12 protein-coding genes are annotated in these 15,041 nt (G+C 59.2%); all 12 read right to left on the bottom strand.

The genetic code is table 11. From position 1 onward, the window contains the following. Positions 1-108: 108 nt before the first annotated feature. Entirely contained in the window at positions 109-3,630 is a 3,522-nt protein-coding gene (gene dnaE / locus BSF44_RS13240) for a DNA polymerase III subunit alpha (RefSeq protein WP_095943883.1), read from the bottom strand. A 77-nt stretch (positions 3,631-3,707) separates the two neighbouring features. Beyond that, positions 3,708-4,334 carry a ribonuclease HII gene (gene rnhB, locus BSF44_RS13235; RefSeq protein WP_095943882.1) on the bottom strand — a complete coding sequence of 209 codons (627 nt, stop codon included), beginning with the start codon at positions 4,332-4,334 and terminating at the stop codon, positions 3,708-3,710. Positions 4,335-4,345: 11 nt separating this feature from the next. Continuing rightward, a complete protein-coding gene (gene lpxB, locus BSF44_RS13230) occupies positions 4,346-5,476 on the bottom strand; it encodes a lipid-A-disaccharide synthase (protein WP_095943881.1) in 1,131 nt (376 codons plus the stop codon). Positions 5,477-5,478: 2 nt separating this feature from the next. After that, a complete protein-coding gene (gene lpxA / locus BSF44_RS13225) occupies positions 5,479-6,255 on the bottom strand; it encodes an acyl-ACP--UDP-N-acetylglucosamine O-acyltransferase (RefSeq protein WP_095943880.1) in 777 nt (258 codons plus the stop codon). Then, positions 6,252-6,692, bottom strand: a complete 441-nt coding sequence (gene fabZ, locus BSF44_RS13220; RefSeq protein ID WP_007978374.1) for a 3-hydroxyacyl-ACP dehydratase FabZ — start codon at positions 6,690-6,692, stop codon at positions 6,252-6,254. Before fabZ ends, lpxA begins: the two co-directional genes overlap by 4 nt. 108 nt (positions 6,693-6,800) lie before the next feature. Further along, complete coding sequence (gene lpxD / locus BSF44_RS13215; protein ID WP_095943879.1) at positions 6,801-7,856, bottom strand: UDP-3-O-(3-hydroxymyristoyl)glucosamine N-acyltransferase; 1,056 nt, start codon at positions 7,854-7,856, stop codon at positions 6,801-6,803. A gap of 3 nt (positions 7,857-7,859) precedes the next feature. Then, the gene (locus BSF44_RS13210; protein ID WP_007990260.1) at positions 7,860-8,363 is read right to left on the bottom strand and encodes an OmpH family outer membrane protein; all 504 of its coding nucleotides are present in this window, start codon (positions 8,361-8,363) and stop codon (positions 7,860-7,862) included. A gap of 45 nt (positions 8,364-8,408) precedes the next feature. Then, entirely contained in the window at positions 8,409-10,799 is a 2,391-nt protein-coding gene (gene bamA / locus BSF44_RS13205; protein WP_095943878.1) for an outer membrane protein assembly factor BamA, read from the bottom strand. Between the two features lie 74 nt (positions 10,800-10,873). After that, positions 10,874-12,226, bottom strand: a complete 1,353-nt coding sequence (rseP, locus tag BSF44_RS13200) for a sigma E protease regulator RseP (protein WP_095943877.1) — start codon at positions 12,224-12,226, stop codon at positions 10,874-10,876. Between the two features lie 53 nt (positions 12,227-12,279). Continuing rightward, positions 12,280-13,470, bottom strand: a complete 1,191-nt coding sequence (gene ispC, locus BSF44_RS13195; RefSeq protein WP_095943876.1) for a 1-deoxy-D-xylulose-5-phosphate reductoisomerase — start codon at positions 13,468-13,470, stop codon at positions 12,280-12,282. Continuing rightward, positions 13,467-14,273 (bottom strand): phosphatidate cytidylyltransferase, encoded by an 807-nt coding sequence (locus tag BSF44_RS13190; protein WP_095943875.1) that lies wholly within the window; start codon positions 14,271-14,273, stop codon positions 13,467-13,469. The genes ispC and BSF44_RS13190 overlap by 4 nt, the downstream gene beginning before the upstream one ends. Beyond that, entirely contained in the window at positions 14,273-15,028 is a 756-nt protein-coding gene (uppS, locus tag BSF44_RS13185) for a polyprenyl diphosphate synthase (protein ID WP_095943874.1), read from the bottom strand. Before uppS ends, BSF44_RS13190 begins: the two co-directional genes overlap by 1 nt. Positions 15,029-15,041: the final 13 nt, after the last annotated feature.

Genomic DNA, 15,041 nt, shown 5'->3' with positions numbered 1-15,041 from the left:
TCTTGGGCCGGCCGGTTGTCTATTCGCGCCCTACCTTAAGGGACAGGCGCGTTGAGGTCGAGATTAAAAATTCAGGTCAAGGTCAGGGCATTCTGATAGCACTGACCGTCAACGGTATTGGAGGAAGACGTTGTCTCGCCCGAACTGGTCACGCAGGGCTTGAATCAACGCGTCCGCCGGATCGATTCGCCAGCCTTCGCCGAACTGCAACATGGCCTTCGCATCGGGGCTGGTGTAGTCCATGGTGACCGGGCACGCGCCGCGGTGACGCTTCAACAGCTCACCCAGCCAGCGTAGCTGATCGCCCTTGAGGTCCTTGGCATGCAACTTCAGGCGCAGGCTTTCGGCCAGATTGGTGCGAGCATCCTCCATGCTCATCACCCGCTTGACCCGCAACTTCAGGCCACCGGAGAAGTCGTCGTTGCTGACCTCGCCTTCGACCACCACCATCGCGTCGGTCTGCAACAGCGACTGCGCGGAATGGAACGCCTCGGAAAACAGCGAGGCCTCGATCCGCCCGGAGCGGTCGTCGAGGGTGATGAACCCCATCTTGTCGCCCTTTTTGTTCTTCATCACCCGCAAGGCGATGATCATCCCTGCAACCGTCTGGGTATCACGCGCCGGTTTCAGATCGATGATGCGCTGGCGGGCGAAGCGACGGATTTCACCTTCGTATTCGTCAATCGGGTGACCGGTCAGGTACAGGCCGAGGGTATCTTTCTCCCCTTTCAGGCGCTCCTTGAGGGTCAGCTCCTTGGCCTTGCGGTGGTTGGCGTAGACGTCGGCGTCCTCTTCGACAAACAGACCGCCAAACAGGTCGGAGTGACCGCTGTCCTGAGTGCGCGCGGTCTGTTCGGCCGCCTTGATCGCTTCTTCCATGGCCGTCAGCAGCACCGCGCGATTGCGGTCGATGTTGGCCTGGTAGGCTTTCTGCTCATCGTGGAAATACGGCCCGAGGCGATCCAGGGCACCGCTGCGGATCAAACCGTCGAGGGTGCGCTTGTTGATGCGCTTGAGGTCGACCCGGGCGCAGAAATCGAACAGATCCTTGAACGGACCGGCCAGACGCGCTTCGGTGATCGCCTCGACCGGCCCCTCGCCCACGCCCTTGATGGCGCCCAGGCCGTAAATGATCCGGCCTTCGTCGTTCACCGTGAACTTGAATTCGGACGTGTTCACGTCCGGCGCGTCGAGACGCAGCTTCATGGTCCGCACTTCTTCGATCAAGGTCACGACCTTGTCGGTGTTGTGCATATCCGCCGAGAGTACCGCCGCCATGAACGGCGCCGGGTAGTGTGCCTTCAGCCATGCGGTCTGGTACGACACCAGGCCATAGGCGGCGGAGTGGGATTTGTTGAAGCCGTAACCGGCGAATTTTTCCACCAGGTCGAAAATGTTACCGGCGAGGTCCGCATCGATGTTGTTGGTGGCGCAACCTTCAATGAAGCCACCGCGCTGCTTGGCCATTTCCTCGGGTTTTTTCTTACCCATGGCTCGACGCAGCATGTCCGCACCACCGAGGGTGTAACCGGCCATGACCTGGGCAATCTGCATCACCTGTTCCTGATACAGGATGATGCCGTAAGTCGGTGCCAGTACGGGCTTGAGGCCCTCGTACTGGTAGTCCGAGTGCGGATACGCCAGCTCGGCGCGACCGTGCTTGCGGTTGATGAAGTCGTCCACCATGCCCGATTGCAGCGGACCCGGACGGAACAGCGCCACCAGTGCAATCAAGTCTTCCAGGCAGTCGGGCTTGAGCTTTTTGATCAGCTCCTTCATGCCCCGGGATTCAAGCTGGAACACCGCCGTGGTTTCGGCTTTTTGCAGCAAGGTGTAGGTCGGCTTGTCATCCAGCGGAATGAACGCGATATCCAGCGGCGGCTCGTTGACCTTGGCACGGTCACGGTTGATGGTTTTCAGCGCCCAGTCGATGATCGTCAGGGTCCGTAGACCGAGGAAGTCGAACTTCACCAGGCCCGCCGCCTCGACGTCATCCTTGTCGAACTGGGTTACCAGGCCGTCACCGGCCTCGTCGCAATAGATCGGCGAGAAGTCGGTCAGCTTGGTCGGGGCGATAACCACACCACCGGCGTGCTTGCCGACGTTACGCACAACGCCTTCGAGCTTGCGGGCCATCTCCCAGATTTCCGCGGCCTCTTCATCGACCTTGATGAAGTCGCGCAGGATCTCTTCTTGCTCGTAGGCCTTTTCCAGGGTCATGCCGACTTCGAACGGAATCATCTTCGACAGACGATCCGCCAGGCCATAGGACTTGCCCTGCACCCGCGCCACGTCGCGGACCACAGCCTTTGCCGCCATGGAACCGAAGGTGATGATCTGGCTCACGGCGTTGCGGCCGTACTTCTCGGCTACGTAGTCGATGACCCGGTCACGACCGTCCATGCAGAAGTCGACGTCGAAGTCGGGCATCGATACCCGTTCCGGGTTGAGGAAACGTTCGAACAGCAGGTCATATTCCAGCGGGTCGAGGTCGGTGATCTTCTGTACGTAGGCCACCAGCGACCCGGCACCCGATCCACGGCCAGGGCCCACTGGTACGCCGTTGTTCTTGGCCCACTGGATAAAGTCCATCACGATCAGGAAGTAACCGGGGAACCCCATCTGGATGATGATATCCAGTTCGAAATTCAGTCGGTCGACATAGACCTGACGCTTGGCTTCGTAGTCTTCGGTGGTGTCTTTGGGCAGCAGAACACTAAGGCGCTCTTCCAGGCCGTCGAAGGATACCTTGCGGAAGTACTCGTCGATGGTCATGCCATCGGGGATCGGGAAGTTGGGCAGGAAGTGCGTACCCAGCTTCACTTCGATGTTGCAGCGCTTGGCGATCTCGACGGTGTTTTCCAGCGCCTCGGGAATGTCGCTGAACAGCTCGGCCATTTCCTCGGCGCTTTTGAGGTACTGCTGATCGCTGTAATTCTTCGAACGCCGCGGATCATCGAGGGCGCGGCCCTCACCGATGCAAACGCGGGTTTCGTGGGCGGCGAAGTCTTCCTGCTTGATGAAGCGCACATCGTTGGTCGCGACCAGCGGCGCACCGAGCCTCTCGGCCAGGGCCACGGCGCCGTGCAGTTGCTCTTCATCGTTGGGGCGGTTGGTGCGCTGGATTTCCAGATAAAAACGGTCCGGAAACACTTCCATCCATTCGCGAGCCAGGGTTTCGGCCTCGGCCGGGTTGCCGCCGAGCATGGCCTGGCCGATCTCGCCTTCCTTGGCCGCCGACAGCATGATCAAGCCCGAGTTGGCTTCAGCAACCCATTCGCGTTCGATGATGACCGCACCATTGCGCTGACCGTCGATGAAGCCGCGTGAAATCAGTTCGGTAAGGTTGCGATAGCCTTCGGCGTTCATCACCAGCAGGCTGATCCGGCTCAGCGGGTTGTCCGGATCCTTGTTCGACAGCCACAGGTCGGCACCGCAGATCGGCTTGATCCCGGCACCCATGGCGTTTTTATAGAATTTGACCAGGGAACACATGTTGTTCTGGTCGGTGACCGCCACGGCAGGCATGTTCATGCCGACCAGGGTCTTGACCAGCGGTTTGATCCGCACCAGACCGTCGACCAGGGAGTATTCAGTGTGCAGGCGTAGGTGAACGAATGAAGCCGGCATAGTGATCCTGTCTGTAAGCGTGAAGACAACAAGGCCCGGATTGTACCGGGCCTTGGTAGAAAAAATCAGCCTTGCGACTAACTCTCGATGATGATTTCCAACGCTTCATACGCCATCCGGACCGGAGCAAACGAACGCCGGTGAATCGGGGTAGGACCAAGACGGGCGAGCGCTTCCAGATGAACGGGGGTCGGGTAGCCTTTGTGCCCGCCAATACCGTAACCCGGGTAGATCAATTCGAACGCAGCCATTTCCCGGTCGCGACTGACCTTGGCCAGAATCGATGCGGCGGCGATGGCGGGGACCTTGCTATCGCCTTTGACCACAGCCTCGGAGCGCATCGGCAGTTTCGGGCAACGGTTGCCGTCGATCATCGCCAGTTTTGGCTGAACGTGCAGCCCGGCGACCGCGCGCTGCATGGCCAACATGGTGGCGTGCAGGATATTCAGCTCGTCGATTTCTTCGACTTCGGCGCGAGCGATGCACCAGCTCAGGGCTTTTTCGCAGATTTCGTCGAAGAGCTTTTCACGGCGGGCTTCGGTGAGTTTCTTCGAATCGTTCAGGCCGAGAATCGGGCGGTTTGGATCAAGGATCACTGCCGCCGTCACCACCGCGCCACAGAGCGGGCCGCGCCCCACTTCATCGACACCGGCAACCAACTCTTCGATTTCAGCGACCAAGGTGAAATCCAGCCCCATCTGCATATTCGTTTTACTCATTTTACTTGGCCGATCAGGTTCAGCACTGCGTCCGCAGCCTGGTTGGAGGCATCCAGACGCAGGGTCCGGTGAATCTCGTCGAAACCGCGGGTCTGTTCTTCCCCACCTTCGATCAGCGGCGACAAGGTCTGGGCCAGCGCTTCGACCGTGGCATCGTCCTGCAACAACTCGGGTACCAACAGACGCTGGGCCAACAGGTTCGGCAACGAAATGTAGGGGCTTTTCACCATGCGCTTGAGAATCCAGAACGTCAGCGGCGCCAGGCGATAGGCGACCACCATCGGTCGCTTGTACAGCAGCGCTTCAAGCGTTGCGGTGCCCGAGGCAATCAACACCGCATCGCACGCTGCCAGGGCCAGATGAGACTGGCCGTCGAGCAGGGTCAGGGGCAGATCGCGACCGGCCAACAGTTCTTCAAGCTGTGCGCGACGTTGCGCACTGGCGCATGGCATGACAAACCGCACACCCGGGCGCAACGCTCGCAAGCGCTGGGCCGTGTCGAGGAACAACGCACCGAGCCGGCCAACTTCACCACCGCGGCTGCCGGGCATCAACGCCACCAGCGGCCCGTCGGGCAAACCGAGTTCGGCCCGGGCAGCCGCGCGATCGGCCTGCAGTGGAATGGCATCGGCCAGGGTATGGCCGACGAACCGCACCGGCACGCCCTTCTCTTCGTAGAACCTGGCTTCGAACGGGAACAGCGTGAGCATCAGGTCGCAGCCTTCGCGAATCTTCAGCACGCGTTTCTGCCGCCAGGCCCAGACCGACGGGCTGACGTAATGCACGGTCTTGATTCCGGCCTGACGCAGCTTGAGTTCGATATTGAGGTTGAAGTCCGGCGCGTCGATACCGATGAACACATCGGGTTTCGCGTCGATCAGGTCGGCGACCAGCTTCTTGCGCCGCGCCAGCAGTTCGCGCAACCGGCCCAGCACTTCCACCAGGCCCATGACGGACAGACGTTCCATCGGAAAATACGAGGTCAGGCCTTCAGACTGCATCAACGGACCACCGACACCGATGAACTCGACAGCCGGGTGACGAGCCTTGAGCGCGCGCATGAGGCCCGCACCCAGAATGTCGCCGGAAGCTTCACCCGCTACCAGCGCAATACGCAGATTGGCCATGGTCAGCGAGTGATGCCGCGAGTCGAAGACTGGATGGAGTCACGGAACACCGCTACTTCCGGGAACTGCGCAGAAGGCTCGGCCAGTTCGGCGAGTGCCTGCTCCACGGTCAGGCCCTGGCGGTACACCACCTTGTAGGCACGACGCAGCGCATGGATCGCATCTTCGCTGAAGCCCCGACGGCGCATGCCCTCGAAGTTCATGCTGCGGGCTTCGGCAGGATTGCCGAACACCGTGACATACGCAGGAACATCCTTGCCGATCGCCGTACCCATGCCTGAAAAGCTGTGGGCGCCAATGTGGCAATACTGGTGAACCAGCGTAAAACCGGAGAGGATCGCCCAATCTTCCACGTGCACATGGCCCGCCAGTGCGGTGTTGTTCACCAGGATGCAGTGGTTGCCGATAACGCTGTCGTGGCCGATGTGGGCATAGGCCATGATCAGGTTGTGATCGCCCAGGGTCGTTTCCGAACGGTCCTGGACAGTGCCACGGTGAATCGTCACGCCTTCACGGATGACGTTGTGATCACCGATCACCAGGCGGGTTTCCTCGCCCTTGTACTTCAGGTCGGGTGTGTCTTCGCCCACCGAGGAAAACTGGTAGATGCGATTGTACTTACCGATTCGGGTCGGGCCCTTGAGAATCACGTGTGGCCCGATGACTGTCCCCTCGCCGATTTCCACACCTGCGCCGACGATCGACCACGGGCCGACCTCGACGCCGTCAGCCAGAACAGCCGACGGATCGATGATTGCACGAGGGTCAATCAAACTCATAGCTTGCGTTCCGCACAGATGATTTCAGCAGAGCAGACCGGTTTGCCATCGACCGAAGCCTGGCATTCGAACTTCCAGATCTGACGCTTGCAGCTGATGAACTTGGCTTCAAGGATCAACTGATCGCCCGGCAGCACAGGCTGGCGGAAACGCAGTTTGTCGGAACCGACGAAGTAGTAGAGCGTGCCATCGGCCGGCTTCACGTCGAGCATTTTGAAACCAAGGATCCCGGCAGCCTGAGCCATTGCCTCGATGATCAATACGCCCGGCATGATTGGATGCGCAGGGAAGTGACCATTGAAGAACGGTTCGTTGATGCTGACATTCTTGTAGGCGCGAATGCGCTTGCCTTCAACATCCAGCTCCACTACCCGGTCCACCAGCAGGAACGGGTAACGGTGAGGCAGGTATTCGCGAATCTCGTTGATGTCCATCATTTCGGGGGGAAGCCTATGTAAAGATTGGGGGCGCGCGACTGGCGCGCGCTCCTCTAGCAAATCAAGGACGCAGTCTAGCGGCTGTGCACACTTGATATGGAAATGGTATCAGCCATCTGATGAAGCTTTACCGCCAGGGGTCACTTCCCCTGCCTGCTTTTCCAGCTGTCGCAAACGTCGCGCGATGTCATCGAGCTGACGCAGACGTGCCGCGCTTTTGCGCCATTCGGCCGCTGGTTGCATCGCCGTACCGGATGAATAAGCGCCCGGCTCGGTGATCGAGTGAGTCACCATGGTCATCCCGGTGATGAACACGTTGTCGCAAATATCGATATGCCCCACCAGCCCTACGCCACCGGCAAGCATGCAGTGCTTGCCGATTTTGGTGCTGCCGGAAATCCCCACGCACGCGGCCATGGCGGTGTGATCACCGACCTGGACGTTGTGGGCGATCTGAATCTGGTTGTCGAGCTTCACACCGTTACCAATGATGGTGTCGGCCAGTGCGCCACGGTCAATGGCGGTATTCACGCCGATTTCCACATCGTCGCCGATCAAAACGCCACCAATCTGGGCGATTTTCTGCCAGATGCCTTTCTCGTTGGCAAAACCGAAACCTTCACCACCGAGTACGGCACCGGACTGAATCACCACACGCTTGCCGACGCGCACGTCGTGATACAAGGTCACGCGCGGAGCGAGCCAGCCACCTTCGCCGATCACACAACGGGCACCGATGAAACAGTGCGCACCAACGGTGGTATCGGCAGCAATATGCACCCCGCTTTCGATGACTGCAAAAGCACCGATACTCGCCGTCGGGTCAACCACCGCATCCGCCGCGATCACCGCCGTCGGATGAACACCGGCAGCCGTTTTGGGCTTGGGATCGAACAAGTGAGAAATACGGGCGTAGGCTGCGTACGGGTCAGGCACCACCAACGCATTACCGGAAAAGCCTTCGGCATCAGCAGCTTTGAGCAACAGGGCTGCAGCCTGACTGCCTGCCAGGTATTTACGATACTGGGGGTTTGCGAGAAAGCTCAACTGAGCTGGGCCAGCCTCCTGCAAGGTGGCTAGCCCAGTAATTGCTTTCTCGGGGTCGCCACGTAGTGTAGCGCCGAGGAACTCGGCCAACTGGCCGAGCTTAATGGTCACGGTCATGGGTTACTTCAGCTGATTCATGCGCTCGATAACCTGGCGGGTGATGTCGTACTGAGGCTTGACATCAATCACTGCGCCACGCTCGAAGACCAGGTCAAAAGCACCTTTCTTGATGACTTCTTCCACAGCGCTGTCCAGTTTCGGCTTGAGCTGCTTCAGCATTTCACGGTCGGCAACGGCTTTGGCTTCGTTCAGTTCCTTGGACTGGAACTGGAAGTCACGGGCCTTTTGCTTGAACTCAAGCTCTAGACGCTCGCGCTCGCCCTGCTGCATTTTGTCGCCACCGGCCATCAGGCGATCCTGAATGCCCTTGGCGCTGCTTTCCAGTGTCTTGAGCTTGGTCAGCTGAGGACCGAACTTCTTCTCGGCATCCACGGCGTATTTCTTGGCCGCGTCGGACTCCAGCAGAGCCATCTGATAGTTCAGAACAGCAATTTTCATGTCGGCGAACGCCGGACCAGCGACCAGTACGCTGGCCAGGAGAACCAATTGAGTCAACTTACGCACGATGCACTCCTACAAAATTCATTGTCGTTATCCTGGGTCAGACGCTTAGAACGTCTGGCCGAGAGAGAATTGGAACACTTGGGTTTCAGCGTCATCCGGTTTCTTGACTGGCATGGCCAGGGCGAAACTCAGAGGCCCCAGCGCGGTGACCCAGGTCACTCCCACACCGACGGAACTGGCCATATTGCTCAGACTGACATCGTTACACTGCGTATTGGACTTCGACGCAGGGTTGGTATTGGTCGTCTGCTCGCACTTGGAGTCGAATACGTTACCCACATCCCAGAATACCGAGGTACGCAGGGATCGTTGATCCTTGACGAACGGCAGCGGGAACAGAACTTCCACACCACCCTGGATCAGGACGTTACCACCGAACGGCAGTGGATCCTGGTCCGGGTCAGCCTGCGTTCCGGCATTGCCCGTTTCGAGTACGCCGCGGCTCGGAGTACTACGCGGCCCCAGTGTACTGTCCTTGAAGCCACGAACCGAGTTGAAACCACCAGCATAGTAGTTTTCATAGAATGGCAAGCTTTCGGTCGAACCGTAGCCGTCGCCATAACCCAATTCGGTGTGCAGGCGCATGGTGTAGTTTTCGCTCAGCGGCTGGAACAACTGACCACGGTAATCGAGTTTGAAGAACGACAAGTCGCTTCCCGGCACGGTGACTTCCGCCGTCAAGCTTTGGGAGTGACCACGAGTCGCCAAAACGCCTTTGTTCAGGGTGGACTCGGACCAACCGGCCGAAGCCTTGAAGTTCAGGTACTTGTCGCCTTCCTGGTTAACGAAGTCGAAGATTTCATCGACGGTGTAAACGCCAGTCTTGATCGTGTCCTGTTGCGCATTCAGGCCGAAGGTCAGACGCGAAGTCTCGCTGATTGGATAACCGACACTCACACCGGCACCCAGGCTGTCCACGGCGTAGCTGGCGACGTCGGTATCGAGCTCATCGTAGTCAGTCGTGCGGTAGAACGCGTTGTAACCCAGGCTCACGCCGTCGGCGGTCCAGTAGGGGTCGACAAAGCCGAAGTTATAGCGGGTCTGGTATTCGCTTTTGGTCAGGCCGACGCTGACCTTGTTACCGGTACCCAGGAAGTTGTTCTGGGTGATCGAACCACCGAGGATCAGACCGGCGCTCTGGGCAAAACCGACGCTGGCGGTAATCGAACCGGAGGCTTGTTCTTCAACGCTGTAGTTGACGTCCACCTGGTCATCGACACCTGGCACGGCCGGGGTCTCGACGTTGACTTCCTTGAAGAAGCCCAGACGCTCCAGACGGGTCTTGGATTGGTCGATCAGGTAGGTCGAAGCCCAGCCGCCTTCCATCTGACGCATTTCACGACGCAGCACTTCGTCTTCGGACTTGGTGTTGCCACGGAAGTTGATGCGGTTCACGTAGGCACGCTTGCCCGGATCGACCGCGAACAGGATGTCTACGGTGTGATCTTCATCGTGGGGTTGAGGCACGCCGTTGACGTTGGCGAAGGTGTAACCCTCGTTACCCAGGCGACGGGTGATCAGCTCGGAGGTGGTGGTCATCAGCTTGCGCGAGAACACCTGGCCTTTTTGCACCAGCAGCAGGGACTTGACCTGGTCTTCAGGGACTTTCAGGTCACCGCTGAGTTTGACGTCACGAACGGTGTACTTCTCGCCTTCGTTGACGTTGACGGTGATGTAGACGTGCTTCTTGTCTGGCGTAATGGAGACCTGGGTCGAAGCGATATCCATGTTGATATAGCCACGGTCCAGGTAGTAGGAACGCAGGCGCTCCAGGTCACCGGACAGTTTTTCACGGGCGTACTTGTCGTCGTTCTTGAAAAACGACAACCAGTTGGTGGTCTTGAGCTCGAACAGGTCGATCAGGTCTTCATCAGGGAAGACCGTGTTGCCCACCACGTTGATGTGCTGGATAGCCGCAACGGTGCCTTCGTTGATGTTGACCTTCAGGCCGACGCGGTTACGCGGCTGTGGCACCACTTCGGTGTCGACGGTAGCCGAGTAGCGACCCTGGGCGACGTACTGGCGTTGCAGTTCGTTACGCACACCTTCAAGGGTGGCACGCTGGAAGATCTCGCCTTCGGCCAGACCGGATTGCTTGAGGCCTTTCATCAGGTCTTCGGTAGAGATCGCCTTGTTGCCTTCGATCTCGATACTGGCGACCGACGGGCGCTCGACTACCGTGATGACCAGGACGTTGCCATCGCGGCCCAGCTGGATATCTTGAAAGAAACCGGTTTTGAACAACGCACGAGTGGATTCCACCAGGCGACGATCGTCCGCCTGTTCACCGACGTTCAACGGCAAAGCACCAAAGACGCTACCCGCGGAGACCCGCTGGAGGCCATTGACGCGAATATCAGAGATAGTGAAGGACTCGGCGTGAACTTCGGCGATCATCAATACGGTGAGAACCGCAGTTAGCAGCAGACGTTTCATGAAGTCCTTTCTTATTCCAACTGGCAATAAACAAACTGCCGCAAAATGCGGCAGATTCGCAATTCAGCGAAGCGTTACAGTCGACCCAGATCATTGACCAGAGCAAGCAACATCACCCCGATCACCAAACTGATGCCGATCTGTATCCCCCAACCTTGCACCCGATCTGACAAGGGACGACCACGCACCCACTCGATCAGATAAAACAACAAATGCCCCCCATCCAGTACTGGAATGGGCAACAAATTCAGAACCCCCAGGCTAATACTCAGATAAGCAAGGAAATTCAGGAAATCAGCGACACCCGACTGGGCCGAAGCGCCCGCCACTTTAGCAATGGTTATCGGTCCACTCAAGTTTTTTACCGAGAGCTCGCCGAACAACATTTTCTTCAGTGAATCGAGGGTCAGCACACTCATGGTCCAGGTGCGTCGAGCCCCCTCGCCAATTGCTGCCAATGGCCCGTAACTGACCTCGCGGATCATCTCCGGCGGCCAGTCGATCGCCTTCACCCCTGCCCCCAAATAGCCGCTGGGTGATTTACTCTCGCCGCGAGCGGCAAGCGTTACCGGGACGTCGATTTGAGCACCGTCGCGCTCAACCCGCAGCATGATTTTGGTATCAGGATGCATACGGACGGTATCGACAACCTGCTGCCAGTCATCCAGCCCACGACCATCTAGCGCCAGCAACCGGTCACCGGTCTTCAGGCCGGCAGCCTTGGCCGGCCCCTTCGGATCGAGTTCAGCCAGGACTGGTGGCAATGCCGGGCGCCACGGACGAATCCCCAACGACTGGATAGGATCAGGCTCATCGGCCCCTTTGAGCCATTTGTCCAGTACAAGTTCACGAGGAGAATCGGTGGTGGAACCCTGTTCGCGCACCATTATCTGCAACTGACCGCTTTCGCCCAGGCGACGCACCAACTGCAGGTTCACCGCCGCCCAGCCGGAAGTCGCCTCACCATCAATCGCCACGATTTCCTGGCCGGGGCTCAAACCTGCCTTGGCCGCAATACTGCCGGACTCGACAGCGCCGATGACCGGACGCACCTGCTCGCTGCCGAGCATTGCCAACACCCAGAAGAACGCCAATGCCAGCAGGAAGTTGGCAATCGGCCCCGCCGCTACGATGGCAATGCGCTGCCGAACGGACTTGCGATTGAAGGATTGATCAAGCTGATCGAGCGGTACTTCACCTTCGCGCTCGTCGAGCATTTTGACGTAGCCGCCCAACGGAATGGCGGCGACGACAAATTCGGTGCCCTGCTTGTCGTGCCAGCGCAGCAAAGGCATGCCGAAGCCTACGGAGAAGCGCAGCACCTTGACCCCACAGCGACGCGCGACCCAAAAATGGCCGAACTCGTGGAAGGTAACCAGCACACCCAGAGCGACCAGGGTGCCGACAATCATATAGAGCGCGCTCATCTACTTTCTCCGCAATCCTATCCGCTGCTGCCTCGGCCAACTATCCGCAGCATTTACCGCCCGTGACGGCTCAACCATTGTCCGGCCAGCAATCGCGCCTTCGCGTCTGCCGTGAACACTGCATCGAGATCATCCACAGCCACTACGGGCTCCAGATTCAGTACTTCCTCGATGATACTCGCGATTTCCAGGTAACGAACCCGCTCGTCGAGAAATGCCGCCACCGCCACTTCGTTCGCCGCATTGAGCATGGCCGGCGCGCTGTTACCCGCTTCGGCCGCCTGACGGGCCAGACGCAAGCAAGGGAAACGCTCTTCATCGGGCGCCTGGAAGTCCAGCCGCGCAATGGCAAACAGATCCAGCGGCGCCACACCCGAATCGATCCGCTCAGGCCACGCCAGGGCATTGGCGATGGGCGTGCGCATGTCAGGATTTCCCAACTGTGCCAGGACAGAACCATCGACATAGTCGACCAGCGAATGAATCACGCTTTGCGGGTGAATCACCACCTCGACCTGCGAAGGTCTGGCATCGAACAACCAGCAGGCTTCGATCAGCTCAAGCCCCTTGTTCATCATGCTGGCCGAGTCAACGGAGATTTTTCGCCCCATGGACCAGTTCGGGTGAGCACACGCCTGATCGGGAGAAACATGCGCCAGCTCGGCCATTGGCGTCTGTCGGAACGGACCACCGGAAGCCGTCAGCAAAATCCGGCGTACGCCGACCGCCTCAAGACCACGGGCATAATCCAGCGGCATGCACTGGAAAATGGCGTTGTGCTCGCTATCGATCGGCAGCAACACCGAACCGCTCTTGCGCACGGCCTGCATGAACAGCGCGCCGGACATGACCAGCGCTTCTTTATTGGCCAGAAGGATTTTCTTTCCGGCCTCGACCGCCGCCAGTGTCGGACGCAATCCGGCCGCACCGACGATGGCCGCCATGACCGTATCGACTTCCGGATCGGAAGCGACCTGACACAAACCCTCTTCACCCGCCAGAACACGGGTCGAAAGGCCTGCCGCATGCAGATCATCCTGCAAGGCGCGGGCAGCTGCGACTTCAGGCACCACGGCAAATCGCGGCACATGGCGCACGCAGAGCGCCAGCAATTCGCTCAAGCGAGTGAAGCCAGTCAAGGCAAAGACTTGATATCGATCGGGGTGACGAGCGATGACGTCGAGCGTACTCAGGCCAATCGAACCGGTCGCGCCCAGAACGGTAATCTGTTGCGGACGGCTCATGGCGCCGCCATCCACAGCAGTACCGCGAACACTGGAATCGCTGCCGTCAGGCTGTCGATACGATCCAGCACGCCGCCGTGCCCCGGAAGCAGGTTACTGCTGTCCTTGATCCCGGATTGTCGCTTGAACATGCTTTCAGTGAGATCACCCACCACCGAAATGAACACGATCAGCGCGGCACCGATCAAGCCCTTGAACAGCTCGGCCACCGTCCAGTCGCGCACCAGAGCAACGATTGTGGTAATCACCAGGCTTAGCGCCAGACCACCGTACACGCCTTCCCAGCTTTTGCCCGGACTGACCTGCGGTGCGAGCTTGCGCTTGCCGAAAGCACGACCGGAGAAGTAGGCGCCAATATCGGCACCCCAGACCAGCACCATCACCGCCATGATCAGCCAGTTACCCAATGGGTATTGCTTGATCTGCACCAGACCTTGCCAGGCTGGCAGGAGAATCAACAGGCCGATCACCAATTTGGTGGCCGCAGCGGACCAGTGCTCGCTCGAACGCGGATAGGTCAGCACCAGATACGTCGCCACAGCCCACCACAGCACTGACGCGCCCAACACCCAAGGCGCGAGGCCTGGCAGGATGTACATGAGGAACAGCGCCAGAGCGACCACGGCGGCATAGCCAACGCGGAATGCCTGACCGGCGAAACCCGCCAGACGTGCCCACTCCCAGGCACCAAGGGTCACGACCAGCCCGATAAACAGTGCAAAACCGGAACCCTCAAGCAGGAAAAACCCGCCCAGGGCAATCGGCAGCAGGATCAGTGCGGTGATGATTCGTTGTTTAAGCATTAAACCCGGGCTCCAGCCTCGACCTGCTCGCTCGTTTTACCGAAGCGGCGCTGGCGGGAAGCGAAATCGGCCAGCGCATTGCGCATGGCATCGTGTTTGAAGTCCGGCCAGAACAGGTCGGAGAAATACAGCTCGGCATAGGCCAGCTGCCAGAGCAGGAAGTTGCTGATGCGGTGCTCGCCACCGGTGCGGATACACAGGTCCGGCAGCGGCAGGTCGCCCGTGGCCAGGCAGGTCTGCAGCAGATCAGGCGTGATGTCTTCCGGACGCAGGTGTCCGGCCTGGACCTCTCGCGCCAGTCGTTGCGCAGCTTGCGCGATATCCCACTGACCGCCGTAATTGGCGGCGATCTGCAGGACGAATCGATTGGCGCCGGCCGTCATGGACTCGGCTTCACGCATGGCAGCCTGCAACTCGGGATGAAAGCGCGAGCGATCGCCAATGATCCGCAGGCTGATGTTGTTGTCGTTGAGGCGTTTGGCCTCACGACGCAGCGCCTTGAAGAACAGATCCATCAAAGCGCTGACCTCATCGGCCGGACGCTGCCAGTTCTCGCTGGAAAAGGCGAACAGGGTCAGCACTTCGACCTTGGCCTCGGCACAAACTTCAATGACGGCACGTACCGCATCCACGCCCGCTTTATGCCCGGCGACACCCGGCATAAAGCGTTTTTTCGCCCAACGATTGTTGCCATCCATGATGATCGCGACATGGCGCGGCACCGCGGACGGCGCAGTCTGCTTGGTCTTGTCCATTAAAAACTCGACC

It is taken from the genome of Pseudomonas sp. ACN8 (assembly GCF_002303925.1).
GTDB lineage: Bacteria > Pseudomonadota > Gammaproteobacteria > Pseudomonadales > Pseudomonadaceae > Aquipseudomonas.
Note: the sequence above shows the minus strand (reverse complement) of the source record. Positions and strands in the feature narration are given on the sequence as shown.